This is a genomic window from Blautia sp. AF19-13LB, from assembly GCF_003479105.1.
GTDB lineage: Bacteria > Bacillota > Clostridia > Lachnospirales > Lachnospiraceae > Fusicatenibacter > Fusicatenibacter saccharivorans.
On record NZ_QUGO01000002.1, the window covers coordinates 156363 to 182368 of the forward strand.

Genomic DNA, 26006 nt, shown 5'->3' on the forward strand with positions numbered 1-26006 from the left:
ATTTTTATTTTCGATCAGATATGATAGAATCCTGCGGACTGTGCCGGGATGGTGATGGTTCCGTCTTTGGATTCTGCTTTTCCTCCGATCGTGTAGAGGGCATCCTTCAGCTCTGCACTGTATGGGAAGGACTGCTCTTTGTCGGATGGGTTGATGATAACGAGGACTTTTTCACCCTCAGCCTCACGGACGTATGCCAGCGGATACTGGTTTTTCTCTGCATAAACGAACTCGATGGTTCCGCGGCTTAAGAGTGCTTTGCTGCTCTGGCGGATCTGGATGAGTTTTTTAACTTCGTGGTACAGGGAATCCGGATCGGCCATCTGTGCTTTGGCGGTCGGACGGTCTTTGCCCGGGTCCATGGTGATGTAGAGGTCACTGGCCGGTGCGCTGGAGAATCCTGCGTTGGTGCTGTCATCCCACTGCATCGGAGAACGGGAACTGGTGCGGTTGTATCCACCCTCAACGGATTTCAGGCCTTCGACGTAGCGCATACCGATTTCATCACCGTAGTAGATGAACGGCGCACCTGGCATGGAAAGAAGGAAAGCGAAAGCAATTTTCAGCTCATCCCCCTGCAGACGGCGTGCCAGACGGTCCATATCATGGTTTCCGGACGGGATGCAGATCAGGCCTTTCTGTGCGGTCTTATTGTAGTTGGTTTTGTAGGTCTCTACAAACTCAGAGATATCTCCTTTTCCGCGTTTGGAGAAGAATGGCTCATCGCAGCGGAACAGATCGTTGTAATGGGACGGTCCAAAGTGAAGCAGGAAGTCCATGTGGAAGCCGCCCTGTAAGGATTTGTCCGGCTCGCCCCACTCGGATACCATGGCTGCATCCGGGAACTCGGCGTCCAGGAATTTCCGTACCTGCTGCCACAGGCGGATGGTTCCTTTGCCTTCCTGATCGTTCTTTACCAGGGAGCCCGCCATATCGACACGGAAGCCGTCGCAGCCCATGTTCAGCCAGAATCTCATGACATCTTCCATCGCTGCCAGCGTTGCCTGCGGTCCCTCATCATCAAAGGACTGCTGCCACGGTTTTTCCGGATCCGGCTGATAAAAGCCGTAGTTCAGGGCCGGCTGGTTGGAGAAGAAGTTGATGGCGCAGGCGCCGTCACGCTCGGAAATGCCGCGCAGGCTTCCCATTCCTTCCGGTGCTTCCCATACGTTATTGGTCCATACGTAGCGGTCTGTAAATTCATTGCGGTCTGCTTTCATGGATTCTTTGAACCATGGATGCTCAACAGATGTATGGCCCGGAACCAGGTCGAGCAGAACGTGCATGTCACGTTTGTGTGCTTCTTCGAAAACTCTCTTCAGATCCTCATTCGTTCCGTAGCGCGGTGCAACGCGGCAGTAATCTGCGACATCGTATCCTGCATCACCGAATGGGGACAGGAAGCACGGGTTGATCCAGATGGCGTTGCAGCCCAGCTCCTTGATGTAGTCTAATTTTTCAATGATACCCTGGAAATCTCCGATTCCGTCGGCGTTGGTGTCGTTGAAGGACTGCGGGTAAATCTCATAAAATACTGCGTTATCTAACCATTTTGACATTTTTTCTTTTCCTCTTTCGCTCTTATTTCTGCTGTATTTTCGTCGTTGCAGCAAGTGTTTCTATATGATATATTACTACTGTATCCGCTGAAATACCAGTAATTTCCTATTTCATTCTAATACTATTCTATGATTTTATGCATGCCGCGCTCTGCCATTTCCGGCATTTTACGCACATGCTTTTTGGAGGAGGATTTTATGATGCTTTCTGCTGCGAAAGAAAAACGCCAGCACGGCTCCATGCAGGTTCCCTACAGTTATTATGACTGCCGGATGCCCGACTATTTTCCCGGCGTACCGCTGCACTGGCACGGGGAGATGGAGCTGAATTATATCAAACGCGGAACGGGGTATTTTCAGTATGAGGACCGTCTGCTTACGGCGCATGCCGGTGATATTTTTCTGATTCAGCCGAACCTCGTACATGCCATTCTGCCCGCCGAGCAGGAGTCGATGTTTTATGATACGATTGTTTTCCACCAGAATATGCTGATCGGCGGGTATGACGACCGCAGCTACACGGAAATTCTGCAGCCGTTTTTCTCCGCCCGGCGCCGCATCCAGGCACCGATTTCACCCGAACATTCCGGTTATGCTGCACTTTCTGCATCCGTCCATCAGATTTTCCGCTGCATCCGTGAAAACTCTGCTGTCTCCGATCTTCTGCTGAAAAGTGAGCTGCTCCGCTTCTTCTATCTGCTCGCCGCATCGCCGGAACTCTGCACCGATCGTCCCGCCATGCCTGCGGCTGCTGAAAACCTGCGGCCTGTGCTCGCCTATATCCAGGAGCACTTCGCCGACCCGATTACCATAGAGGAACTTGCCAGGCTGTCGCATTTGAGCAAAAGCTATTTTATGAGCTGTTTTAAGCAGACCTTCGGACTCGGGGCCGTTGAATATCTGACACAGCTTCGGATCAAAGCCGCCTGCGAGGCGCTGCGCAGTACGACGCGGAGTGTGTCCGAAATCGCGTACGACAATGGTTTCCGCAACCTTTCCAACTTCAACCGGCAGTTCCGAAACAAAGTGGGATGTACGCCGCAGATGTATCGGAAGGAATTTCAAAATCCGTAAATTCAAAAAGGGATGCATCAAAATATGCATCCCGAAAATCTATCTCTGATCCTATTTTTATTCCGTAATCTCCGGTACCGACGGAACATCTTTATCTTCTTCCCGCCAGCTCCCAGAATGCGACAGCGCTCGCCGCAGCGACGTTCAGTGAATCCACACCGTGTGTCATCGGAATCAGCACGGTTGCATCTGTTTCAGCGATCGTATCACTTGCCAGTCCGTCACCCTCGGTTCCGAGCAGAATGGCGAGCTTTTCATGCGTTTTTAACGACGGATCATCCATCGGAACGGAGTCTTCTTTTAATGCCATCGCAACGGTATAAAATCCAAGTTCCTGCAGTGAAGCAATTCCCTGCTCCGGCCAGTAACTGCCGCCTGGCAGCACGGTCCACGGGACCTGGAAGACATTTCCCATGCTCACGCGGATGGCGCGGCGGTACAGCGGGTTGCTGCAGCCTGATGTGAGGAGCACGGCATCGATGCCAAGCGCGGCGGCGGAACGGAAAATCGCACCGACATTCGTCGGGTTCACGACATTTTCCAGAATCGCCACGCGGCGGGCATTCCGGCAGATTTCCTCCATAGCCGGAAGCGTGCGGCGGTGCATCGCGCAGAGCATGCCGCGCGTGAGGGCAAAGCCTGTGAGCTGTTCCAGCACCTTCGTCTCTGCTGTATAGACCGGCGCGTTCGGGCAGTGCGCAAAGAGTGCTTCGTTTGCGGCAAGCTCTGCGCTTCCGGCAAGGAACGAAACCGGTTCATATCCGGCATCCAGCGCACGCTCGATGACACGCGGACTCTCCGCAAGAAAAAGGCCTGGCTGCGGTTCATAATAGTGCAATAACTGCGGTTCTGAAAGACGCGCATACACGTCGAGCTCCGGCGCCGCAAAGTTTTCGATTTTTCTGATCTCTGACATAATATTGATTTCCTTTTGCGTTTTCTCTTTGTTTTCACTATGTTCTATTGTAGCAATCCCGCTCCCGTTTCGCAATCCATTCTTTTTCCCGCCGGTGCCGTTCCCCGCACCATTCGCCAAACCGTGCTTCCAGCACGCATCGAATTTTCTTGTTTATCTGTCTTTTTTTAAAATTTCTCAATTTCCTCTTGCCAAACGCCGCCGGAGACGTTATAATAATCGACGGTTCAAAATTAAAAACTGCAGAAAAGATTGGTATCAGATTGGAAACGGCACAAGTGCATTGCTTGGTTAACGAACAACACATGTGTCTTTTTTGCGCCCATTTTTCAAAATTGCAAAGAAAAGGAGAACAATCGATGCCAAAAACAAAATTTCAAAACGTTGTATTTACCCTCATGATGTCCTTTCTGATGGTCTATGCCATGATCTGCTACAACATTTCCATGAACATCGGCGGAATGACAAATCAGGTCTTTCTGATGGCGTTTCACGAGATGATAATCATGTGGCCGGCCGCTTTTATCCTCGAGTTTTTCCTCGTGGATCATCTGGCTCACAAATTAGCTTTTTGCATGGTAACACCGCAGGATCGTCCGATCGTAATCACGCTGGCAATTTCCATTATGATTATTGCTATTATGTGTCCGATTATGAGTTTTATTGCAACACTGCTGTTTAAAAATGCAGGAAAGGAATTTGTCGCTGTCTGGCTTCAGACCACGTTCTTAAATTTCCCGGTTGCCTTCTTCTGGCAGCTCATGTACTGCGGACCCTTCATCCGTTTTCTGTTCCGCAAACTGTTTCCGGAAAAATAAGAAAAGATATCCACAAAGGCGAACCGCTTTTCCCCTCTCTTTCCACAATTTCTGTGGACAGACGGTGCAAAATGGTTCGCCTTCTGTGGATATCTTTTGTTTTCTTCCGGGATTACTCCTGCGGTACCGGATTGGATACGCTGACTACATGATCATACCAGGTTCCTTTTTTACCAATGATCGCAACATTGAAATCCTCGTCCAGTTTTTCTACCGGGATATCAAAGCCGTACACTTCATCTGTGGTTCCGTCAGAATACGTTACCTCATCTGTGGTCGGCTCGATCAGCTCTGCGCCGTCTGCCTGTGCTTCTTCTTTTGTTCCCACAAAGACATTGACAATGTTTTTGGATACCAGGCTGACGTGGATGGTCATTTTTCCGTCTTTTACCGTCAGGACACCCTTTCCTTCTTTTGCTTCATTGACATGGAACATATTGCTGTCTGTATTGAAGTCTGCCGTATACGTACCGTCTTCCAGCTCTGATGCGCTGCTTTCTCCTGCAGTCTCCGCTGCCGATGCGCTTTCTGCTGAAACATCTGATGTGGATGTACTGCTCTCTGCCTTAGATGCATCCTGTACAGAAGCGGAAGATGCGTCTGCCGCAGAAGACGCAGATACTGCAGATGCAGAAGATGACGCTGCATCCTTTCCGCCACATGCGCCGAGCATGGATACAGTCAGTGCTGCTCCAAGAAAAAGAACTGCCAATTTTTTTCTCATAATAAAATTCCTCCTTGTATCACCTTGAAGCGGATCTTTTTCATCCGCTCAACTTAAAATCCGACAGCACACTGAGTCTCTTCAGCCGTACTGCCGGATCTTATTTTACTCTATTTTACGTTCGGAATGCAACCCCTAATTATTCAGCATCGTCCTGAACGCCGTTGCCGTCCATAGCTGCCTTGGTATGCTGTACATACAGCTGCTCAACAGCATCAATTCTTCCAAGACCTTCGATCTGAGTGTCGATCTCGTCGAATGCACCGGATGCCTCAAACTGGCTCTTCCAGGAATCCTCATCCTCGCCTGCCATATCGTTGTTTGCGTGGTCACCTGCAACAACCATCAGCGGCCGAAGAATTACTTTCTTGTATCCGGCTGCTTTTACTGCCTCGATCACGTTCTCGCAAGCGGTCTCTTCCGGCTTGCCCTCAACGGTTCCGATGAATACGTTTTTGTATCCAAGAGTATCCATCTGTGTCTGCATCTGGCTGTAGGTTACATTTGCAGTGTGGGAAGTACCATGTCCCATAAATACGAAAGCAGTGCCGTCCTCTGCTGCTGCATCCAGACTGTCATAATTTGCAGATTTTACTGCCTGTGCCGTGATTGCTTCTGCAACGGCCTGTTTGTCCTCGTTGATTACGGTAGCGTCACTTCCAACCTCGCCAAGCAGCGGCTCTGCGATGGTTACGGACTCAAATTTATCTTTATAGCTATCTACTGCTTCTTTCAGCTCGTCGTACTCTGCGCCGTGCATCAGATGAGTCGGCTGAATAATCAGTTTTTTCACGCCATTGCTTACAGCTCTTTCCAGTGCCTGATCTACGTTGTCGATCTTCTCGTCATCGCGGGCCTGTACATGGTTGATGATGATCTGTGCAGTGAAGGCACGTCTTACGGACCAGTCCGGATATGCAGCCTGCAGAGCTTTCTCAACGCCTCCGATATCCTCAGCACGGCTGTCGTTGAAGGAAGTACCAAAGCTTACAACCAGAAGCTCATTCTCGCCGATCTCGTCTCCGTTTAACGGATCATCCTTGGAAGCATCCCCTGTGTCTCTTCCGAAGTAATCCGGATCTGCGTTCTCACCTTCTACGAGTTCTTTCTGTGCGTCTGTCAGGGCATCCCATGCCTCTTTTGCTTCTTTGCACTGCTCGTCGGTGTTATCATTTCTTTCCTGTACATAAATTGCGTCAATCAAAGCTGCCACTTTATCTGCTGCCTCCTGGTCTGCATCTGCGGATACCTCTTCAGATGCAGAAGATGCGCTTACGCTGCTGCTTGCTGCTGTGGTGTCTTCCTCAGATGCGGAAGATGCACTTACGCTGCTTGTTGCTGTGCTGCTTGCGCTGCTGCTGGATGCGTTGCTGCTTCCGCATGCGCCGAGCATAGATGTTACCATAGCTGCTGAAATTAAAGCGACTACAAGTTTCTTTTTCATTTTTGTTTTCCTCCCATTTGCTGGTATCTTTGCAACAACCAATATCGGGGACGTTTTACATTTCAAACTATGAGAAACACGCTCCGCGAGTTTCTCAAGTTATCGCGGCAGTCGCTAAGGTCTCGTGCAAGCACGGACTTTGGCTCGTTGCCCGCGTAAATAGAAAGAAGCCCTTTCGTTTTTCAACGAGGGGCTTCCAGTATTTTTATCACAAAGAAAACCATCTCACCCGCTGTGGGGCAAATGTCCGCTTTCCTGTTTTGTACTGCCAGTTCCTCGTGGCACGAACGTAACGTTCCTGTACTGCGAAAGGCAGGTCTCCCGGCTCATTGCTTCAGGATTTGACTCCAGCGCATCGGTCTCCTTCCCGGTTTCCCAGTGGATCATTCCCCTGCTTGCAAAATACGGTGACGAGTTCGTGCAGGATTCACACCTGCTTCCCTTTTCACCGGACACGTATGTCCGACACCTTACACATCGATATTTAATTGTCTTTTCTTTAACGACTGTTAGTGTAGCACATCATCTTTTCTCTGTCAAGTGCCGTAAAATCAGGAAATCCGGCCATTTTCCATTTCATATACCACATCCGCGACGTTCATCGTGGACACAATACAAATTATATTTTTATACTTATACAATAATGTAAAGTTTACATTGTTGTATAACATAAATACTAAAATAAAAAGCACTAGAATATTTTCTAATGCTTTTTGTCTAACACTTATCCAAAAATGTTTTTCAACTCACAGACCTAAGTCTGAACTCGCAGAATATCCTCGGTATTTGTATCCTGCCCTTTTATCTTACCATAAATTCCGCCAACGTCAATTAGTTATTCCTCCCTTCAAATCCTCTATTTATTTTGTATATCTAAAATCCGTATATTTTTATTCTGCATTTCAATCATATTTTTGTTGAATGGACTACAAGAAACTGTTATACTCAATATACGGGTGCTGCCATAACGGTAGGCGGTTAGTCCTTCTACGGAGGGACTGTGACTCTCCGATTACATAGAAACCCTTTATATGGGAATTCCTTGGAAAGGAGGGCTAAGCCATGAGTATTATCGACTTCATAGCAGTTGTAAGTTTCGGCTTAACCTGCTTTAGCCTTGGATACAACTTCGGCAAAGATACTGCGAAATCACAAAAATAGCCGCCCAGTCCTGCAAACTTTGGCGACTATTTTTACATAAACCAATAAATATGGACTAACCGTCTATCGGTAGCACTCTTTTCAATATCATAATATCATGCATTTCAGAATATGTCAAAATCTTCTTTTCACATATCCCGAAATCTCCGATACCTCTCCTCTACCAGTTCTTCCCCATCCATCTTCTCATACTTTTCCAGGAATTTCAGAATTTTGCCTCTCAATTCTTCACACACCACTGGCATTGTGTCCACCGTAAACTCCCCCGGCTCTTCCACAATCTCTTCTACAATTCCCAGTTCCTTCAAATCCCCCGCCGTCAGCTTCATCACCTCGGCGGCCTCCGGCGCGCGTTTGCCGTCTTTCCACAGGATGCTTGCAAATCCCTCCGGCGACAGGATGGAGTAGATGGCATTCTGCATCATCCACACTTCATCCGCCACGGCGAGTGCCAGTGCACCGCCGCTGCCGCCTTCTGAAATGACAATAGAAAGAACCGGCGTTTTTAACGCTGACATTTCATACAGGTTCCGCGCAATCGCCTCGCCCTGGCCGCGTTCTTCGGCTTCCATTCCGCAGAAGGCGCCTGGGGTGTCTACGAGACAGATAACAGGCCTGTGGAATTTTTCGGCCTGTTTCATCAGACGCAGGGCTTTGCGGTAGCCCTCCGGGGACGGCATGCCGAAATTGCGGCGGATGTTTTCTTTCGTATCCGCGCCTTTCGCCTCGGCGATGACCGTGACCGGTGTGCCGTCAAACGATGCAATACCGCCGATGATCGCCGCATCATCGCCATACAGTCGATCACCATGAAACTCAATAAAATCAGGAAACAGCTCCCGAATATAATCTTCTCCCACCGGTCGGTCCTTTTTCCGCGCTTTCTGCACACAGTCCCAAGCCGATGTTTTCTCTCCCGTTTCTGGTGCTGCCAAAGACCGCTTCACGTCTCCATCCCCCAAAGTCAGCACTTCCGAGGAAACTTCGATATCTTTCCCATGCATCCGCAGAATCTCCGACAGCACCTCTTTCGCCTCTTCTCTTGGCAGAATCCGATCCACAAACCCATGCTCCACCAGAAACTCCGCCCGCTGGAATCCTTTCGGCAGTTTCTGTCCTATTGTCTGCTCAATAACCCTCGGTCCCGCAAACCCGATCAGCGCATGCGGCTCCGCCAGAATAATATCCCCCAGCATCGCCCAGCTCGCCGTCACGCCGCCCGTCGTCGGGTCCGTCAGCACACTCACATACAAAAGCCCCGCATCACTGTGTCTTTTCAGCGCCGCCGACGTCTTCGCCATCTGCATCAGAGAAACAATCCCCTCCTGCATCCGCGCCCCTCCCGAGCACGCAAACAAAATCACCGGCAGCGAGAGCTTCGTCGCCCTCTCCACCGCCCGCGTAATCTTCTCCCCAACAGCCTCACCCATACTGGCCATCATAAACCTGCCATCACAGACCCCGATCACCGTCTCCATCCCGTTGATCTGTCCCTTACCAGTCACAACAGCCTCCGTAAGTCCTGTTCTCTCCTGCAGAGCCCTCACCTTCTCTTCATACCCCGGAAACCCCAGCGGATTCCCCGCCGTCATCCCCTGATCCCATTCCTCAAAACTCCCATCATCCAGAAGAAACTCAATCCTCCGATACGCATGCACCCGAAAATAATTCCCACACTTCGGACAAATATAAAGATTCCTCTTCACATCCTCCGTAAAAATAGCCCCCTTACAAGCATTACACTTCTTCAAAATCCCCTGCGGTGCCTCCGGCACCACCCCATCCGCCGTGTGCTCCTTCCGAAACACCGTCTTCTTAAAATACTTACCCAGCATCATACCACCATCACTCCTTACGTCATAACACTTTCACTCTATTGTCACCATAACAATCTTCCAACCACACACCTCACCCATCGAGGCATTCATTCTCTCTTAACCGCTCACTCCTGTCATCCCAGCCGCACCGCCCCGCGGTGTCGCTGACCACACTCTCCCAGTCGTGTGTCTGATCTCAGCCGCCCGGCAGTACAGCAGAGGGGGGCGGCCTTAGTGTTTCTTTCCTCTGAAACCGCGCCGTCCCCCTCTGCTGTACTGCCGGGCGGCGTCCGTCTCTCACAATCTCTCCGTCAACCGCTCCACAAACTCAATATCCGCCCTCCCGGCCAGATACTCCTCTTCATTTAAAATAGAATACAAATAATCAACGTTAGTGTCGACTCCCTCGATGACGACTTCCCCCAGCGCACTCCTCATCCGCGCAATCGCCTCCTCACGCGTCCTCCCATGCACAATCAGCTTCGCCAGCATCGAATCATAAAACGCCGGAATCACATACCCGTCATACGCCGCCGTATCCACCCGTACTCCAAATCCCCCAGGCAGATGCATCTCCGTAATCTTCCCCGGACAAGGCCTGAAATTCTTCGCCGGATTCTCCGCATTAATCCTGCACTCAATCGCATGACCCGAAAGCCGTACCTCCCCCTGCGTCACCGACAGCGGCATCCCCGAAGCCACCCGAAGCTGCTCCTGAATCAGATCCACCCCCGTGACCCACTCCGTCACCGGATGCTCCACCTGAATCCGCGTATTCATCTCCATAAAATAAAAATTCCCGTCCGGCTCCAGCAGAAACTCAATCGTCCCCGCATTCGCATAATGCGCCGCCTTCGCCGCCCGGACCGCCGCCGAGCCCATCCGCTCCCGCAGCGTGTCATCAATCGCCACACAAGGCGACTCCTCAATCATCTTCTGATGATTCCTCTGAATCGAGCAGTCCCGCTCCCCAAGATGAATCACATTCCCGAACGAGTCCGCCATAATCTGAAACTCCACATGACGCGGATGACGAATCAGCCGCTCCACATACATCGTCCCGTCCGCAAACGAACTTTTAGCCTCCTTCTGCGCCGTCTGAAACGCACTCTGGAACTCCCCGCGCGTCTCCGCCATGCGCATACCCTTGCCGCCGCCTCCAAGCGCCGCCTTAATCATCACCGGAAAACCAATCCGGTCGGCCTCAGAAAGACCCGTCTCCCAGTCAAAAACAGGTTCCTTTGTCCCCGGAATCACCGGCACACCGGCTGCCTGCATCGTATTTCGCGCTTCAGACTTATTACCCAGCCGGTCCATCACCTCAGGCGACGGCCCAATCCACGTAATGTGGCACTCCTGGCATCTCCGCGCAAACGTGCTGTTCTCCGACAGGAATCCAAATCCCGGATGAACCGCATCCGCCCCCGTCACAAGCGCCGCACTCAAAATACGTTCCATATTTAAATAACTGTCCTTCGACGGTGCCGGCCCGATGCACACCGCCTCATCCGCGAGCTGCGCATGCAGTGCCTCCCGGTCCGCCTCCGAATAAACAGCAACCGTGAGAATTCCCATCTCACGGCATGCCCGGATAATCCGGACCGCGATCTCCCCACGGTTTGCAATCAAAACTTTTCGAATCATTGTGCTGCCCCCACCATAAAGGTCAGTTCCGCCTGCGCGACCACCTTGCCGTCAACCGAAGCAACCGCTTCCCCGACGCCCATCGGTCCCTTGTGGCGGATAATTTTCGTCTCCAGACGAAGCTTGTCTCCCGGTTTCACTTTTCCCTTAAAGCGGCACTTGTTGATGCCGCCGAAAAATGCAATTTTTCCCTTATTCTCGTCAAGAGAAAGAATCGCAACCGCACCGACCTGCGCCAGCGCCTCGATAATCAGCACGCCCGGCATCACCGGCTCCTGCGGAAAATGACCCGCAAAAAAATCCTCGCGGTACGTCACACATTTATACCCAATGCCGAATTCGCCCGGCTCAAAATCTTCTATGTAATCCACCAGCAGAAACGGATGTCTGTGTGGAATAATCTCCTGAATCTGTTTCGTTGTCAAACTGTTCATTCGCTGCTTCCTTTCTCGTCCCGGCTTTACGCTTTTACCCGGAACAGCGGTTTTCCGTAATCAACCATCTCGCCGTTTTTCACCAGAACCTCCGCAATCACGCCGTCCACTTCGCTCTCAATCTCATTCATCAGCTTCATGGCCTCCACAATCGCTACAACCTGTCCCTTTTTCACGGTGTCGCCAACCTTCACAAACGGCTCGGCATCCTCTGCCGGAGCTGTATAAAACGTTCCGACCAGCGGGGATGTCACAAAAACGCCTTCTTCTGCTTCACTGTGATCCTCAGCCGCTGTACTTTTTCCTGCCGTTTCTTTTCTCTCCGGCATGGCTGCTTCTTTCGCTGTCACGCCATTTGCTCCGCCCATCATCTCTGCCATCTGCAGACCGGCACCGGATGGAACCCCGCTCATCTGCACCTGCACCGGAGCTGCTTTTCCATGCTCCATGGCAATCTTGATCCCATCAGCCTCGTAATCAAACGCGGTCAGCGAAGAATCCGAAACTTTATCAATCAACTGTAAAATCTGATCTAATTCCATCTTATTTTCCTTTCTGCACCGGAACACGATGCCGCTTTATTCATATTTCTGAAACAGCAGCACCGCATTGTGGCCGCCAAAACCAAGGGAATTGCTCATTGCCAGTTTCACATCGGTTTCCACCGGAGCGCCGATGCAGTAATTCAGATCGCATTCCGCATCTGCTTCCTTTGTTCCAATCGTCTGATGCACGAAGCCGTCCTGAATGGATTTCGCACAGACAACAGCTTCCACACCGCCTGCCGCGCCGAGCAGATGACCGACCATCGATTTCGTCGAGTTGACCAGCACATGGTCTGCCGCATCACCGAAGGCTTTCCGGATCGCACGCGTTTCAAACAGATCGTTGTGATGTGTGGACGTTCCGTGTGCATTAATATAAGTAACTTCTTCCGGTTTTACTCCCGCTTCTTCCATCGCAAGCTCCATCGCACGTGCCGCACCACTTCCATCTTCCAATGGAGAAGTAATGTGGTACGCATCGCAGGTTGCGCCGTATCCGACTACCTCTGCATAGATCTTCGCGCCGCGCTGTTTCGCGTGCTCCAGCTCCTCAAGTACGAGAATGCCGGCGCCCTCGCCCATGACGAAACCGTTCCGGTCTTTATCAAACGGAATCGAAGCCCGCAGCGGATCTTCCGACTCGGAAAGTGCGGTCAGTGCCGAAAAGCCTGCCACGCCGACCGGCGTAATTGCGCTCTCCGCACCGCCTGCCACACAGATGTCCGCGTCGTTGTACTGAATTGCGCGGAAGGCATCGCCAATGCAGTGCGTTCCTGTCGCACACGCCGTTACCACGCTGGTACATTTTCCTTTCGCGCCGAGTGCAATCGCAACGTTTCCCGCCGCCATGTTCGCAATCATCACCGGAACGGTAAACGGGTTGACGCGGGACGGATTTCCGGCATCAATTTTGGCTTTCGCCTGCTCGCATGCATTCAGATCACCGACGCCGGAGCCCACCAGAACGCCGACGCGGAACGGATCTTCATTCTCCATGGAAATGCCGGCATCTGCAAACGCTTCTTTTGCTGCCGCAACGGCATACTGGGAGAAAGTTCCCATTCGTCTTGCCGCCTTGAAATCCATGCGTTCTTTTGCCACGAAGCCTTTGACCTCGCCTGCCAGATGTACTTTATATTCTGCTGTATCAAATTTCGTAATCGTTCCGATTCCGCAGGCTCCCTTGCGGACGCCGTTCCAGAATTCCTCCACGGTATTTCCAATCGGGGTTACCGCACCCAGCCCTGTGATGACTACTCTTCTCTTCATTCCAACTCTCCTTTTCTTAGATCACCATGCCGCCGTCGCAGTGAATCACCTGTCCGGTGATGTAAGCTGCCGCTTCGGATGCCAGAAATGCGGCCAGGTTTGCCACATCCTCCGGCTTTCCGAAATGACCGAGCGGAATCTGGGATACGGATGCTTCTTTCACTTTATCCGAAAGAACCTCCGTCATATCGGTCTCAATAAAGCCCGGCGCAATCGCATTGACGCGGATGCCGCGGGATGCCAGTTCTCGTGCCGCTGTTTTCGTCAGGCCGATCACACCTGCTTTCGATGCCGCATAATTTGCCTGTCCGGCGTTTCCTGCCACGCCGACCACAGAAGCCATGTTGATGATGCAGCCGCTCTTCTGGCGGATCATCGGCCGTGCCGCAAAGCGGATGCAGTTGAACGTTCCCTTGAGGTTTGTCTCAATGACACGGTCGAAGGCTTCCTCCGACATACCCATCAGAAGGCCGTCCTTTGTGATGCCCGCGTTGTTGACCAGAATATCGATTTTCCCATACAAAGCAAGAATTTCCTTCATCCACGCTTCACACGCCGCAAAATCTGATACATTGCACTGCATCACACAGCCGTCTCCTCCTGCCGCGCGGATTCCCGCAAGCACGGTTTCGGCCGCCTCTTTTGAACCATTGTAATTGATGACAACAAAGGCTCCCTCCGCCGCCAGTTTTTCTGCAATCGCACGCCCGATTCCGCGGGATGCGCCCGTTACTACTGCTGTTTTTCCACTTAACATCTCATTCTCCTGCTGCATAATCCACTATCTATAATAAAGTTTCGCACACCTGATGCATTTCCTCATAGGTGCGGATATTGTAACCTTTTACATCCCGGTTGATTTTTCTTAAAAAGCCGGTCAGTGTTCTTCCCGGTCCGATCTCCACGAAGGTATCAACGCCGTCCGCAATCATTGCCTCGATGCTCTGCTGCCACCGCACACCGGATGCCACCTGCTGGATCAGAAGGCCGCGCGTCAGTGCAGTATCACGCACATACTGGCCGGTTACATTCGTCACATACGGAATCTTCAACTCCATAAAGCCGACGCCCTCGAGCGCTTCGGTCAGCCCCTGGGACGCAGCTTCCATCATCGGGGAATGGAACGGGCCGCTTACGTTCAGCGGAAGTACCCGCTTTGCGCCTGCTTCTTTTAACTTTTCCGAAGCCTCTGCCACTGCCGCCTCATATCCGGTGATGACAATCTGACCCGGGCAGTTGTAATTGGCAATGTAGGCGCCGGAAATCCCGCTCAAAATCTCTTCGATTTTTGCAGCTTCCATGCCGAGCACCGCCGCCATCGCGCCCTCGCCTGCCGGAACAGCCTCCTCCATCAGGATGCCTCTTCTGCGGACGACCTTCATCGCATCCGCCATTTCCATACCGCCGGCGGACACAATCGCGTTGTACTCGCCAAGGCTGAGACCCGCTGTCACATCCGGCGTAAGGCCGCACGCCCGGATGGACTGCTCCATCGCCATTCCGGTTGTCAGCAGTGCAATCTGGGTAAACTCTGTCTGATCCAGATGTTCATTTTCCTCAAAACAGAGTCTTTTCATATCAATCCCGATCAGCTCGGATGCCATATCGTAGACGGCTCTCGCTTTCGGACATGCTTCATAAAAATCCGCGCCCATGCCGACACACTGGGAACCCTGTCCAGGAAACATAAATGCTGTTTTACTCATAACCGCGCCGGTGCTCCTTTCAGAAGTTCTTCCATCTCATTCATCATCTGCTCTATGATTTCTTTGCAGCTTTTCTCGTCTTTTACCATACCTGCAATCTGACCGGACATCACGCTTCCGGTTTTGACATCGCCGTCCACAACGGCTCTTCGAAGACCGCCGAGCGTCAGTTTTTCCAGCTCTTCGAACGGAGCTCCCTCTTTTTCCAGTTCCAGATAATGGCGTGTCATCTCATTTCGGATCGCCCGCACCGGATGACCGGTTGTGCGGCCTGTCACGCGGGTATCAATATCTTTCGCCTTGATCACCAGCTGCTTGTAATTTTCATGCACAACGGCCTCTTTCGAAGCGACAAAACGCGTTCCCATCTGAACCGCCTCGGCACCCAGCATAAAGGCTGCTGCCATGCCGCGTCCGTCCGCAATTCCACCGGCCGCAATGACCGGAATTTTTACGGCATCTGCCACCTGCGGAACGAGTGCCATCGTTGTCGTCTCGCCGATATGGCCGCCGGACTCACATCCTTCTGCCACAACAGCGTCTGCGCCTGCGCGCTCCATTCGTCTTGCAAGAGCCACGGAAGCGACCACCGGGATGACGCGGATGCCAGCGTTTTTCCACAGTTCCATATATTTCTCCGGATTTCCTGCGCCCGTCGTAACGACTTTTACGCCTTCCTCGGCAACCACTTTTGCCACCTCATCCGCATACGGGCTCATCAGCATGATGTTGACGCCGAACGGTTTGTCCGTCAGTTTTTTTGCTTCGCGGATTTCATTCCGAACCCACTCTGCCGGTGCCGCCGATGCTCCGATGAGGCCAAGGCCGCCGGCCTCGGAAACTGCCGCTGCCAGATGATGCTCCGCCACCCAGGCCATGCCGCCCTGAATGACTGGATACTGAATCCCGAGTAATTTTGTCACTTCTGTGATCATGAATCGCTTCCTCCTGCTTCCCGATCTTTCTTAGTTTTTGTGCTGCTCCAGATACTCTGCAACATCACCGACAGTTACCATCGTTTCCAGATCCTCGGTCGGGATTTCTACGCCGCAGGTGTCCTCGAGGGACATGACCATTTCAAACAGATCCAGGGAATCTGCTCCGAGATCCTCCTTGAAGGAAGTCTCCGCTGTGATGGTATCGATGTCTGCTCCCAGTGCTTCTGCTACGGTTTCTTTTACTTTTTCTAACATGTTTTTGTCCTCACTTTTTTTCTTATTCTTCTTATTTTATATGGGCGTTTCTTACCATTCCAGGTACGCCGCGCCCCAGATCAGTCCTGCTCCGAAACCGGAGAGAACGATTCTCTGTCCTTTTTTGGCTCTGCCGGACCGGTTCCACTCATCCAGCAGAATCGGAATGCTCGCCGCACATGTATTGCCGTATGCTTCGATATTCCGCGGAAATTTTTCTTTCGGTGCTTTCAGTCGTTTTGCCACGCCGTCGATGATGCGGCTGTTTGCCTGATGAAGGATAAACGCATCAATCTCTTCGACCGCCATGTCGGCTTCCGCGAGCACCTCGCGGATGACTTCCGGCACGCGTGATAAAGCAAACTGGAACACGGCACGGCCGTCCATCTGCAGATACGTTCCCTTTTCGCAGGTCAGCGACACGCCTTTTTCTCCATCGGAATGGATCTTTTCGCACGCTTTTGTCTCCTGTTCCTCCGCCGTCAGCACAATGGCTCCCGCGCCGTCCCCGAACAAAATGCAGGTTCCGCGGTCGTGCCAGTCCACCAGGCGGCTCAGGGCATCTGCGCCGATCAGCAGCACGTTTTTTGCCTTGCCGCTCCGGATATACAGCTGGCCCAGTTCATACACCGCAAGAAACCCGGTGCAGGCGGCGCTGACATCGAGACAGGCGGCACGGAAAGCACCGATTTCATCCTGCACAAGACAGGCGGTATTCGGAAAGATACTCTCCGACGAAGAGGTTCCGACGAGAATCAGATCCAGCTCTGTCGAACAGATCCCGGCATTTTCCAGCGCTCTTCTCGCCGCCTTTACTGCCATTTGGGCAACCGTCTCCTCCCCGGCTATGTGGCGCGCACCGATTCCCGTCCGCTCCCGGATCCAGATATCGCTCGTATCCACCATCTTTTCCAGATCTTCATTTTTCCATATCGTCTCCGGTACATACGAACCGGTTCCCGCAATTCTGCCGTTTTTCACCTTACTGTCCTCTTGCTTATTTCATTCTCAAACATTTTTCTTTTCAAATGTTTTGATATTCAAAGTATATCATCAAAATTCATTTTGTCAACCTTTTTTTATTGCTTTTTCCATTTCCCACTTCTATAATGAAACTATGTTCGGGATTTTTTCGAAACTATTTTTTCCGGATTCTATTATTTTGAGCCCCGGCGCAGGTTCTCTATCGAACACTCCGGCAGGCTCCAGAAAGGACACCAAACTTATGCAGGTTCCAATGTCATCCTATCTTGTGGAAATCAAACCACAGATTCAGGAACTGATCCGTCTGCTCGAGCGCGAATTCGATTATGTCAGCGTGCTCTGCACCGATGTCAAAGGTACGACCTACCGCGTCAGCATGCATCAGACCACCGTCGGCGATTATCACTTCTGTGAACGCGGCTTCGTTGTCCGTGCATGGCAGGACGGTTCCTACACCGAATATTCCTTCAACAACCTCACCGATGCCGCAGATCTTGCGGAGGAAATTACTTCCGCGCTGAAATCCGAATTTCAGGCATTAAAGGCACTCGGCATCGCGCAGATGGAGTCTCCTCTCGTGCAGGAAGAAGCCATCGCAAAAACGATGCAGAATGAAATCGAGATTGACCCGGAGACCGTCTCCGCAGAGGAGATTCTCTCCCACCTTCGGAAGCTCTGCGATGCCGGCGCTGCCCATGAAGGAATTCTGGAATTCCAGAGTACCGTCAGCTTTGCCCGTGTCAACAAGCTGTTCCTCTCCTCCAAAAAGGATCTGATGCAGTCCTACGCTTTCTCGGAGGGCTCCCTTTCCGCAATCGGCACAGAAAACGGAAAACAGAATATGTCGTACCGTTCCTGCTCCGGCCTGAAAGGCGTGGAAATCTTAAATGAGATGGATGCGATTGTTGAGGAAATCATCGCCGTTCTGTACGACAAGCTCCACTCCGATCCGGTCATCCCTGGCATGTACGATGTCATCACCGCACCGGATGTCACCGGCGTGATTGCACACGAGGCATTCGGCCACGGTGTCGAGATGGATATGTTTGTCAAAAACCGCGCACTCGCCAAAGAGTATATCGGCAAGCCTGTTGCCTCCCAGCTCTCCTCCATGCACGACGGAGCAGTCGGCGCACAGCAGGTCAGCAGTTATCTTTTTGATGATGAGGGAACGCTCGGCACCGACACCACGGTCATCGACCACGGTACACTCGTTACCGGCATCAGCGATCTCGTAAGCGCACTCCGCCTTGGCACCACGCCGACCGGAAACGGAAAACGCGAGAGCTTCGAGCGCAAAGTCTACTCCCGTATGACCAACACCTACTTCACCGCAGGCACAGACAAACTCGATGATATGATCGCTTCGATTGATCACGGCTATCTTCTCGAAAGCGTTCAGTCCGGTATGGAAGATCCGAAACACTGGGGCATCCAGTGCATGGTCGGACTCGGCCGCGAGATCAAAGACGGTAAGCTGACCGGAAAAGTCGTATCTCCTGTCACCCTGACCGGCTACGTTCCGGATCTCTTAAAGAGCATCTCCATGGTTTCCGACAAAGAAGAGCTCTTCGGCTCCGGCATGTGCGGAAAAGGTCACAAAGAATGGGTCAAAGTCAGCGATGGCGGCCCGTATCTGAAATGTAAAGTGAGGTTAGGCTGATGAACGAATTATACGATGTATTAAAAACAAGCAAAGCCAGCGACTTTCTGATCCGCGAAGAGCAGACCGAATCCCGCGAGGCATTTTTCATCGGTCAGAAGCTCGACATGAGCCGCGCGAAAAAAGTAACTCATACGTTTCTGACCGTCTTTGTCGACAGTGAGGATGGAAAATTCCGCGGAAGCGCAGAAAAAGAGATCCACCAGGGCATTTCCCGCGAAGAAATGCAGCAGGAAATTGACCAGGCGCTGTTCGCCGCACAGTTTGTGCAGAACCCATGGTACCCTGTTGCAGAGCCATCGGATGCCCAGGCAAGCGCCGACATGGCTGATGCTTCCCGCGATCTTACCGCTGAACTCGTAAAACTGGTGCAGGCTATGCAGGAAATCAAGGCGGAAGAGGATTCCCGCGTAAACTCCTATGAGATTTTCGTCAACCAGAAGCAGACACACATCCGCAATTCCCGCGGTGTCGATGTCACCTTCTCCGGCTTTGACTGCGAGATCGAGGTTGTCACAAACTCCCGCAAGGATGATCATGAGATTGAGATCTACAAGGATCTCCGCTTCTCCGACAAATCTGCCGAGAAGATCATCGCCGAAGTGCGCGGAATGTTCCACACCGGCCGCCAGCGTCTGAATGCTGTTCCGACCCGGCAGAATGAGCATGCTGATGTTCTCCTGACCGGAAATGCCGTCGGCAGCTTCTTCCAGTATTTTGCCATGCATACCAACGCTTCTTATCAGTATATGGGCGTTGCAAAAGCAAAAATCGGTGAAGCCATCACCGGTGCGGATGCGGATCCGCTGAATATCCGCCTCGTGCCGACGCTCGACGGCTCTGCCAAAAACGCGCCGTACGACGAAACCGGTATGCCGGTAGCCGAGCGCGTTCTGTTTGAAAACGGCATCTGCCGCTCCTACTGGGGCAGCCTTCAGCATGCCCATTATATCGGCATGAAGGATACTACTTCCCTGAATAACATGGTAGTTGAAGGCGGTTCGAAAACACTCGACGAGCTGCGCAGCATGCCGCATATAGAAATCACCGATTTCAGTGCGTTTGATATGGATGCCGTAAGCGGCACCTGCGGCGGTGAGATCCGGCTCGCGTATGAGAGCGACGGAACCACCTCCCATCCGACAACCAGCGGATCACTTTCCGCCCGTTATGACGATGTGCTGAAAAATCTGACTTTCTCGAAAGAGACACAGCAGATAAACAACCGCGTGGTTCCGTGTGCGGTACTGCTGCGGGATGTGACGGTGGCGGGAGAATAATTTTTCATTCTGCAGCATACGAAAAAGGAGCATCTCCAGGTTTCAAGTTCGAAACCGTAGATGCTCCTTTTTAATTTTCTGTGTTTATGTTCAGTCTTTTCTTCGTCTTCTGGATTTCTTTTTGCTTCCAAAATCCGGAACAACGACCAGGGTGTTAAGACCCAGATAAGTTTCAACATCTTCTGCCGTTTTGATATTGTCATTCAGCACAGTCTGCAGTGTCAGAATTGCCAAAACAAGAACAAAATTTCTAAACAGTAATGGGGTCTGACCCCAATGTGGTTATTTATAATCGTGTGTTTTCAGTGTTGTCGTAATCAGGTTGTGGACCGGCGTATCGTCTTCCACGACCAGTATCAATGTCTTATTCATTTAAATTCACCTCACTGAGCGGCAGCGTAAAACGAAAATGACAGCCGTGCGGAGCGCAGTCACGAAGCACCAGTTCCCCGCCATGCGCATTTACAATGGAGCGGCACAGCGCCAGCCCAAGGCCAAGGCTTCTGCGGCTGTCACTCACCTTATTTTTTCCGGAATAGAACATTTCAAATACATGCTCCCTGCACTCCGCCGGAATGCCGGGTCCATTATCCTCCACCGCAATCCATACGTTTTTTTCTTCTTTTCCGGCTGTAATCCGGATCTTGGATCCTGCCTGTGTATATTTTACTGCATTGTTGATCAGGTTTACCAATACCTGTACAATCAGCTTTGCATCCATGCGGGCGAGCAGTACATCTTCCCCGCAGTCCACCGTAATTTTATGTTCGTTTTTCCGCCGTTCTACATGGCGCAGCGCCTCACGGACTACATCCTCAACCACCTGATCGGATAACTGCAGTTTTACACTTCCATCTTCTATTTTCGTAAGCGCAAGCAGATTTTCCACCAGTTCAATCAGCCATCCGGCATCCTCATAAATATCCGAAAAAATCTGTTTCCGCATCCCTTCGTCCAGTGCGTCAAAGTTACTGATCAAAGAGTCTGCATTGCCGAGAATTGATGTCAGTGGTGTGCGCAGATCATGGGAAATCGTCCGCAGCAGATTCACCCGAAGCTGCTCATTTTTCGCCATGACTGCCGCCTCTTCTTTTTCTCTCGCACTTTGTTCCCGATCCAGTGCCATGGCGCACTCTCCCAGAATAGAAAGCAGGATACTGTTCTCAAACGCATCCAGTGGCTTTTGTCCGATGAAAATGCCGATCACACCATATCTGTTCTGTGCCGCATAGATGGAAAGGTACAGATACGGTTCTTCAGAAAAACGTTCTGTCATAGCTCCCGCCCGTTTCCGGTTTTTCAGAACCCACTGCAGGATTTCCTGTTCTTTCACATTAAAAACTTTTTCTGATTTTATTCCTGTTTCGGCGTTATAAAGAGTTCCCTGCACAATGCCGTTTTTCTTTTTTTCTACCGGCGCCACAACCAGATTTCTTCCCAGAAGCTTTATCAGCTGCGTTGCCGTAATATCAAAAATTTCTGACGCATCCTCTGCCTTTTGCAGAAGCTGGCTGGTATTAAAAAGAATCTTGGTTCGAAAGGCATCTCGTGCAGAAAGCTTTGCATTTTCTTTCAATTTTGAAGCAAGCGTACTGGTCAGGATTGAAGTGCCAAGCATGATCGCAAAGGTCACCGGATAGCCGGAACCATACGCATGCAACGAAAGCCTTGGCTCTGTCATAAAATAATTAAACAGGACAACACTTGCCACAGAGCTGACCACACTACAGGTATAACCGCTGGTCAGAATAGATGTCAGCATGACGCCAAACAGATATACGGTAATGATATTGGCATCGGTAAAACCGAGCCGAAAAAAGATTTCTCCAATTCCGGTCGCAGCAGCCAGAATCAGAACCGTAAGCATCAGTTCTTTCCAGGAAGGCAGCTCCATCCACTCCGGAAATTTTTTTCGTTTCTGATATCTCCGGTACACGTCTGAGTCTGGAATGATGTGAATTTCCAGATCAGGCACAAGATCCGTCAGACGCTCGGTCCACACCCTTCGCTGATGGAAATAGCCCTGCTTCATCATGCTCTTTCCAATGACAATCCGCGTCACCTCGGAAATTCTTGCGTATTCTGCAATCTGCAGGGCAATATCCTCACTGTGTGTCGTTACAATTTCTGCCCCGCTCTGCTCTGCCAGACGAACATGCTTCTGCAGCCTTGCCAGATCCTCCGGTGTTTTTTCTGTTTTTTCTGCTGTCTGCACATACAATGCCGTAAAGCCGGCCTGAAACGCCTGTGCCATCTGCGCCGCAGTCCGAATAATTTTTTCATTGGATGGCGAAGAGGACAGACACACCAGGATATGCTCTTTTTTTTGTTTTTCTTTTTCCAACTGTCTCACCCCGCCTCCTATTGTAGATCATAAACGAAGAGAAAGCTATAGTCAGGAAATCTTTTTTTCTCCCGTTCCCTGTTCTTGTTTTCTGTTTTCCGTGAAATTTTGTCCCGTTTCCGGTTCCTCTCTTCTGTTTTCCGTGAAAAATGTCTCTATCTGATCTACGAGCACGCCTCCAGACAAAAAACCGACCAGGGTAACGAAGAGCAGTCCTACACTTAACACAGAAATCACCTCTCTTTCAGATTCGAAAACATTTCTGGATCGCTTTATATTCACCAAGAACCAATATGGTAGCATCGCCATTCAGAACTGTCTCCGGAGACACCGCAACATCTGTTTTTCCATATTTTCTTGTTGCCAGAATATTAATACCGTATTTTTTCCGGATATCCAGCTGGCCGACATTTTTTCCAATCCAGTTCTCCGGGATTTCAACCTCAAAAATCGCATACTGACTGTCAATTTCAATATAGTCAAACACATGATCCGAGCTGTAACGAATTGCTGTCCATTTTGCCATCTGTTTTTCCGGATAAACAACCTGATCCGCTCCGTTCCGCAACAGGAATTTTTCCTGTACATCCCGTTCTGCCCGGGACACGACCCATTTTGCGCCCAGCTCCTTCAAAAGACATGCGGTTTCCAGCGAATCCTGAAAGCTGCTTCCGATCGTCACAATACAGACATCATAATTTCCCACACCAAGGGATCGCAGAAAGTCTGCATTGACACTGTCACCGATCTGTGCATTTGTCACATACGGCATCACGGCGTCGATCCGTTCCTCATTTCGGTCTACCGCCATCACCTGATGTCCAAGCTGATTCAGATGCATGGCAATATGTCTCCCAAATCTTCCTACTCCAATCAGTAAAATATTTTTCATCTCATCTCTTCCTCTCTTCTTATCCTACATTTATTTTTTCCAGCGGCATTTTTGCATGTGCGCTCTTTCTCCCCGGCATCGCAGCATAAACAAGCGTCAGACCGCCAACCCTTCCAAGAAACATCAGTGCGATCAGAATTCCTTTCGAAAGAACACCGAGCTGCGGCGTAATTCCAAGCGTCAGGCCAACCGTTCCAACAGCAGATGCTGTCTCAAACAGACACTCAGAAATCGGCAGATTTTCTGCCACACTGATCACCATTCCTCCCATCAGCACCAGAAAAAGATACATCATCAGAATCGTAGATGCATTTTTTAATACCTCCTGGCCCACCCTGCGTCCAAACATCTGTGTGTCCTCTCTCTGACGGAACGTAGCAGACGCATTAGCTGTCAGCACGGCAAATGTGGTAATTTTCATTCCGCCAGCCGTTGATCCCGGTGCTCCGCCAATCATCATCAGAACAATCATAATCGCCTGGGAAGCACCTGTCATCCCGGAAAGATCTGCCGTATTAAATCCGGCCGTTCTTGTTGTCACGGACTGAAACAATGCGCAGAGCGTCCGCTCCTTGACCGGCATTCCAGCGAAATCCCGGAAGAAAAAGAAGGCCGCCGGAACAAAAATCAGAAACAGACTTGTAAGCAGGATCACCTTGCTTTGCATGCAGTACTGACGAAAATGGTATTTTTTTGTATAGATATCATCCCAGGTCAGAAATCCGATTCCACCTGTTACAATTAGCCCCATAATCGTAAGATTAACCAGTGGATTTCCCACATAAGAAGTCAGGGACGGATACAGATGATCCGTTTTTCCAAGAAGATCAAATCCTGCATTGCAGAATGCGGATACAGAATGAAACAACGCCATCCAGATTCCTTTTCCGCCGTAATCCCGTAAAAAAACAGGCAGAAGAAACAACGCCCCCAACAGTTCAATTCCAAAGGTTCCTTTGAGGATAAAACGCGTCAGGCGCACAATTCCGCCCACCTTCGGGGCAGAAATCGCATCCTGCATCGTGCTTCGCTGCATCAGGGAAATTTTTCTCCCGGAAAGCATCGCAATCGAAACAGCGATCGTAACCACACCAAGACCGCCGATCTGAATGAGCAGCAAAATCACGCTCTGTCCAAAGACGGACCAGTAGCTTCCTGTATCTCTGACTGCCAGTCCTGTCACACAGGCGGCTGATGTTGCAGTAAACAGTGTTTCTGTAAATGGCGTTACATTTCCTTCCCGCGAAGCCACAGGAAGCATCAAAAGCAGTGCTCCTGCCAGAATTACCCCCGCAAATCCAAGAATGATAATTTCAAACGACGACCATTGTTTCCTGTATCGCAGTTTTATACTCCACATTTCTCTTTTTACTCCTTCTTTTTGATTCCTCCTTATTTTAGAGACTTCCGTTTTAAAAACGTATAAATACCTTTTCCATGGCATTAAGATTGTATAAAGATTTTTCGAATTTCAAACCAAAAAACAGGAACCGCCCAAAAGTTTCCCACAACAGTAATGGGGTCTGACCCCAATGTGTGTATATTCTTCTTTTATCGCAGTAACGCATTAATTGGTTAAACTACCGATTTTTCTCCTTTTGAAAGTAGATTCTTTTGTCATAAATATCAAAAAAAGTATTTACAAATCCTTACGCATCAGTTATTATGTATATAATCTATTGAGAAGTTCGTGTAGAATTATGCAATTTTGTTTTTAACAAATACTCTGTTTCCTTTCCCAACGGCATTTTGTTGACTTTTTACGTCAAACAGAACGGATCAAAGGGTAAAATACCAAATTTTTTCGCAAAAAATCACTCAACGTAATTACAGATGAAATCGGATCCATATCCCGAAAAAAACATCGCACCTTATTTTCGAAAGGAGATATCAATTTTATGTTTCATTTTCTAAAAGGAAAGAGTAAAGAAAATGTTCTTTACGCACCTTGCAAAGGAAAAGTAGTTCCGCTTTCCGAAGTCCCGGATCCTACCTTTTCCGAAAAAATCCTGGGGGACGGATTTGCAGTGATTCCGTCTGAGGGAAAAATTTATGCACCGACAGACGGTGAAATAGCCATGGTATTTGATACTCTTCATGCCATCACGCTCACAAGCAGCTCCGGAACCGAAATCCTGATCCACATCGGCCTGGATACGGTTACACTAAAGGGCGCACCGTTTACCGCACACGTTGCAGCCGGCGATCAGGTCAAAAAAGGAGATCTTCTGATGGATGTCGATCTGGACAAGATCACCGGAGCCGGATTGAACACAGTCACTCCGGTACTGATTTGCAATACCGATGATTACGAGAAAATCAGCTTGAAAAAAGAGGGCGAAGTTTCCTTAGACGAAGCCGTTCTCAGTATTTCCTGATCTTTTTTTGATCTTTCGTCAGATGAATCTTCATCCTCTTCTTTTATGAAATGAAATGTACGCTTGAAGGCTTTTCTCACTTGCTTTTGTGAAATGTACGCTTATAGCCTTTTCTCACTTGCTTTTGCGAAATGCCCTCTCAATGTCTTTTCTGCACTTGC

At 50.3% G+C, this 26006-nt stretch carries 23 protein-coding genes, 1 pseudogene and 1 riboswitch; of the genes and pseudogenes, 5 read left to right on the top strand and 19 right to left on the bottom strand.

What is annotated here, in order from left to right; all coding sequences use genetic code 11:
- Positions 1-14 precede the first annotated feature (14 nt).
- Positions 15-1559: an alpha-amylase family glycosyl hydrolase gene (locus tag DWX32_RS02965; protein WP_118659230.1), complete on the bottom strand. Its 1545-nt coding sequence runs from the start codon at positions 1557-1559 to the stop codon at positions 15-17.
- Between the two features lie 198 nt (positions 1560-1757).
- Between DWX32_RS02965 and DWX32_RS02970 the strand changes: the two genes are divergently transcribed.
- Entirely contained in the window at positions 1758-2633 is an 876-nt protein-coding gene (locus tag DWX32_RS02970) for an AraC family transcriptional regulator (RefSeq protein ID WP_158576293.1), read from the top strand.
- A 91-nt stretch (positions 2634-2724) separates the two neighbouring features.
- Here DWX32_RS02970 and DWX32_RS02975 read toward each other — a convergent pair whose 3' ends face one another.
- Entirely contained in the window at positions 2725-3549 is an 825-nt protein-coding gene (locus tag DWX32_RS02975) for a TrmH family RNA methyltransferase (protein ID WP_118659288.1), read from the bottom strand.
- Positions 3550-3908: 359 nt separating this feature from the next.
- Here DWX32_RS02975 and DWX32_RS02980 point away from each other — a divergent pair, with 359 nt between their 5' ends.
- Complete coding sequence (locus DWX32_RS02980) at positions 3909-4367, top strand: DUF2798 domain-containing protein (protein ID WP_022462175.1); 459 nt, start codon at positions 3909-3911, stop codon at positions 4365-4367.
- A 112-nt stretch (positions 4368-4479) separates the two neighbouring features.
- Here the strand turns inward: DWX32_RS02980 and DWX32_RS02985 are convergent, their stop codons facing one another.
- The 12 genes from DWX32_RS02985 to DWX32_RS03040 all read right to left on the bottom strand — a co-directional run bounded on the left by DWX32_RS02985 (position 4480) and on the right by DWX32_RS03040 (position 17285).
- The gene (locus DWX32_RS02985) at positions 4480-5091 is read right to left on the bottom strand and encodes a hypothetical protein (protein WP_022462174.1); all 612 of its coding nucleotides are present in this window, start codon (positions 5089-5091) and stop codon (positions 4480-4482) included.
- Positions 5092-5230: 139 nt separating this feature from the next.
- Complete coding sequence (locus DWX32_RS02990) at positions 5231-6535, bottom strand: sirohydrochlorin cobaltochelatase (RefSeq protein ID WP_117509530.1); 1305 nt, start codon at positions 6533-6535, stop codon at positions 5231-5233.
- Positions 6536-6829: 294 nt separating this feature from the next.
- Positions 6830-7023, bottom strand: a riboswitch (cobalamin riboswitch).
- 801 nt (positions 7024-7824) lie between these two features.
- The gene (locus DWX32_RS02995) at positions 7825-9534 is read right to left on the bottom strand and encodes an acetyl-CoA carboxylase carboxyltransferase subunit alpha (RefSeq protein ID WP_118659232.1); all 1710 of its coding nucleotides are present in this window, start codon (positions 9532-9534) and stop codon (positions 7825-7827) included.
- Between the two features lie 276 nt (positions 9535-9810).
- Positions 9811-11157: an acetyl-CoA carboxylase biotin carboxylase subunit gene (locus DWX32_RS03000; protein WP_118659233.1), complete on the bottom strand. Its 1347-nt coding sequence runs from the start codon at positions 11155-11157 to the stop codon at positions 9811-9813.
- Positions 11154-11591 (bottom strand): 3-hydroxyacyl-ACP dehydratase FabZ, encoded by a 438-nt coding sequence (fabZ, locus tag DWX32_RS03005; RefSeq protein WP_022462591.1) that lies wholly within the window; start codon positions 11589-11591, stop codon positions 11154-11156. The genes DWX32_RS03000 and fabZ overlap by 4 nt, the downstream gene beginning before the upstream one ends.
- Before the next feature lie 26 nt (positions 11592-11617).
- The gene (gene accB, locus DWX32_RS03010; RefSeq protein WP_055218562.1) at positions 11618-12133 is read right to left on the bottom strand and encodes an acetyl-CoA carboxylase biotin carboxyl carrier protein; all 516 of its coding nucleotides are present in this window, start codon (positions 12131-12133) and stop codon (positions 11618-11620) included.
- A gap of 36 nt (positions 12134-12169) precedes the next feature.
- Positions 12170-13405: a beta-ketoacyl-ACP synthase II gene (fabF, locus tag DWX32_RS03015; RefSeq protein ID WP_055227403.1), complete on the bottom strand. Its 1236-nt coding sequence runs from the start codon at positions 13403-13405 to the stop codon at positions 12170-12172.
- Positions 13406-13421: 16 nt separating this feature from the next.
- On the bottom strand, positions 13422-14162 hold the full coding sequence (gene fabG / locus DWX32_RS03020) for a 3-oxoacyl-[acyl-carrier-protein] reductase (protein WP_022462594.1): 741 nt from the start codon (positions 14160-14162) through the stop codon (positions 13422-13424).
- 28 nt (positions 14163-14190) lie between these two features.
- The gene (gene fabD, locus DWX32_RS03025) at positions 14191-15111 is read right to left on the bottom strand and encodes an ACP S-malonyltransferase (protein WP_055227405.1); all 921 of its coding nucleotides are present in this window, start codon (positions 15109-15111) and stop codon (positions 14191-14193) included.
- Complete coding sequence (gene fabK / locus DWX32_RS03030) at positions 15108-16046, bottom strand: enoyl-[acyl-carrier-protein] reductase FabK (protein ID WP_022462596.1); 939 nt, start codon at positions 16044-16046, stop codon at positions 15108-15110. The genes fabD and fabK overlap by 4 nt, the downstream gene beginning before the upstream one ends.
- A 30-nt stretch (positions 16047-16076) precedes the next feature.
- Positions 16077-16304 (bottom strand): acyl carrier protein, encoded by a 228-nt coding sequence (gene acpP / locus DWX32_RS03035; protein WP_022462597.1) that lies wholly within the window; start codon positions 16302-16304, stop codon positions 16077-16079.
- Positions 16305-16355: 51 nt separating this feature from the next.
- On the bottom strand, positions 16356-17285 hold the full coding sequence (locus DWX32_RS03040; RefSeq protein ID WP_117760985.1) for a beta-ketoacyl-ACP synthase III: 930 nt from the start codon (positions 17283-17285) through the stop codon (positions 16356-16358).
- 244 nt (positions 17286-17529) lie between these two features.
- Here DWX32_RS03040 and DWX32_RS03045 point away from each other — a divergent pair, with 244 nt between their 5' ends.
- Together DWX32_RS03045 and DWX32_RS03050 are read left to right on the top strand one after the other, a co-directional pair.
- The gene (locus tag DWX32_RS03045; RefSeq protein WP_118659234.1) at positions 17530-18951 is read left to right on the top strand and encodes a TldD/PmbA family protein; all 1422 of its coding nucleotides are present in this window, start codon (positions 17530-17532) and stop codon (positions 18949-18951) included.
- Positions 18951-20231 carry a metallopeptidase TldD-related protein gene (locus tag DWX32_RS03050; RefSeq protein ID WP_118659235.1) on the top strand — a complete coding sequence of 427 codons (1281 nt, stop codon included), beginning with the start codon at positions 18951-18953 and terminating at the stop codon, positions 20229-20231. Before DWX32_RS03045 ends, DWX32_RS03050 begins: the two co-directional genes overlap by 1 nt.
- Positions 20232-20321: 90 nt before the next feature.
- Here the strand turns inward: DWX32_RS03050 and DWX32_RS19500 are convergent, their stop codons facing one another.
- From DWX32_RS19500 to DWX32_RS03070, 5 genes and pseudogenes are all read right to left on the bottom strand, one after another.
- Complete coding sequence (locus DWX32_RS19500) at positions 20322-20465, bottom strand: hypothetical protein (RefSeq protein WP_158579545.1); 144 nt, start codon at positions 20463-20465, stop codon at positions 20322-20324.
- Between the two features lie 51 nt (positions 20466-20516).
- Positions 20517-20603: pseudogene (locus tag DWX32_RS20695) on the bottom strand (DNA-binding response regulator); the annotation flags it as partial.
- Complete coding sequence (locus DWX32_RS03060) at positions 20596-22584, bottom strand: DUF4118 domain-containing protein (RefSeq protein ID WP_118659236.1); 1989 nt, start codon at positions 22582-22584, stop codon at positions 20596-20598. The gene DWX32_RS03060 and the pseudogene DWX32_RS20695, both read right to left, overlap by 8 nt.
- A gap of 235 nt (positions 22585-22819) precedes the next feature.
- Positions 22820-23467, bottom strand: a complete 648-nt coding sequence (locus DWX32_RS03065) for a potassium channel family protein (RefSeq protein WP_117813603.1) — start codon at positions 23465-23467, stop codon at positions 22820-22822.
- Between the two features lie 19 nt (positions 23468-23486).
- The gene (locus DWX32_RS03070; RefSeq protein WP_117804786.1) at positions 23487-24827 is read right to left on the bottom strand and encodes a TrkH family potassium uptake protein; all 1341 of its coding nucleotides are present in this window, start codon (positions 24825-24827) and stop codon (positions 23487-23489) included.
- Between the two features lie 538 nt (positions 24828-25365).
- On the opposite strand from DWX32_RS03070, the gene DWX32_RS03075 reads away from it, so the two are divergent.
- Positions 25366-25845: a PTS sugar transporter subunit IIA gene (locus tag DWX32_RS03075; RefSeq protein ID WP_118659237.1), complete on the top strand. Its 480-nt coding sequence runs from the start codon at positions 25366-25368 to the stop codon at positions 25843-25845.
- Positions 25846-26006: the final 161 nt, after the last annotated feature.

What these genes read in the sequence shown, in the direction of transcription:
- DWX32_RS02965 (WP_118659230.1), bottom strand. Translation starts at nt 1,559, where the DNA reads ATGTCAAAATGGTTAGATAACGCAGTATTTTATGAGATTTACCCGCAG.
- accB (WP_055218562.1), bottom strand. Translation starts at nt 12,133, where the DNA reads ATGGAATTAGATCAGATTTTACAGTTGATTGATAAAGTTTCGGATTCT.
- DWX32_RS02970 (WP_158576293.1), top strand. Translation starts at nt 1,758, where the DNA reads ATGATGCTTTCTGCTGCGAAAGAAAAACGCCAGCACGGCTCCATGCAG.
- DWX32_RS02975 (WP_118659288.1), bottom strand. Translation starts at nt 3,549, where the DNA reads ATGTCAGAGATCAGAAAAATCGAAAACTTTGCGGCGCCGGAGCTCGAC.
- DWX32_RS03000 (WP_118659233.1), bottom strand. Translation starts at nt 11,157, where the DNA reads ATGATTCGAAAAGTTTTGATTGCAAACCGTGGGGAGATCGCGGTCCGG.
- fabK (WP_022462596.1), bottom strand. Translation starts at nt 16,046, where the DNA reads ATGATCACAGAAGTGACAAAATTACTCGGGATTCAGTATCCAGTCATT.
- DWX32_RS03050 (WP_118659235.1), top strand. Translation starts at nt 18,951, where the DNA reads ATGAACGAATTATACGATGTATTAAAAACAAGCAAAGCCAGCGACTTT.
- DWX32_RS03045 (WP_118659234.1), top strand. Translation starts at nt 17,530, where the DNA reads ATGCAGGTTCCAATGTCATCCTATCTTGTGGAAATCAAACCACAGATT.
- fabD (WP_055227405.1), bottom strand. Translation starts at nt 15,111, where the DNA reads ATGAGTAAAACAGCATTTATGTTTCCTGGACAGGGTTCCCAGTGTGTC.
- fabF (WP_055227403.1), bottom strand. Translation starts at nt 13,405, where the DNA reads ATGAAGAGAAGAGTAGTCATCACAGGGCTGGGTGCGGTAACCCCGATT.
- DWX32_RS02990 (WP_117509530.1), bottom strand. Translation starts at nt 6,535, where the DNA reads ATGAAAAAGAAACTTGTAGTCGCTTTAATTTCAGCAGCTATGGTAACA.
- fabZ (WP_022462591.1), bottom strand. Translation starts at nt 11,591, where the DNA reads ATGAACAGTTTGACAACGAAACAGATTCAGGAGATTATTCCACACAGA.
- DWX32_RS03065 (WP_117813603.1), bottom strand. Translation starts at nt 23,467, where the DNA reads ATGAAAAATATTTTACTGATTGGAGTAGGAAGATTTGGGAGACATATT.
- acpP (WP_022462597.1), bottom strand. Translation starts at nt 16,304, where the DNA reads ATGTTAGAAAAAGTAAAAGAAACCGTAGCAGAAGCACTGGGAGCAGAC.
- DWX32_RS03070 (WP_117804786.1), bottom strand. Translation starts at nt 24,827, where the DNA reads ATGTGGAGTATAAAACTGCGATACAGGAAACAATGGTCGTCGTTTGAA.
- DWX32_RS02995 (WP_118659232.1), bottom strand. Translation starts at nt 9,534, where the DNA reads ATGATGCTGGGTAAGTATTTTAAGAAGACGGTGTTTCGGAAGGAGCAC.
- DWX32_RS02985 (WP_022462174.1), bottom strand. Translation starts at nt 5,091, where the DNA reads ATGAGAAAAAAATTGGCAGTTCTTTTTCTTGGAGCAGCACTGACTGTA.
- DWX32_RS02980 (WP_022462175.1), top strand. Translation starts at nt 3,909, where the DNA reads ATGCCAAAAACAAAATTTCAAAACGTTGTATTTACCCTCATGATGTCC.
- fabG (WP_022462594.1), bottom strand. Translation starts at nt 14,162, where the DNA reads ATGTTAAGTGGAAAAACAGCAGTAGTAACGGGCGCATCCCGCGGAATC.
- DWX32_RS03075 (WP_118659237.1), top strand. Translation starts at nt 25,366, where the DNA reads ATGTTTCATTTTCTAAAAGGAAAGAGTAAAGAAAATGTTCTTTACGCA.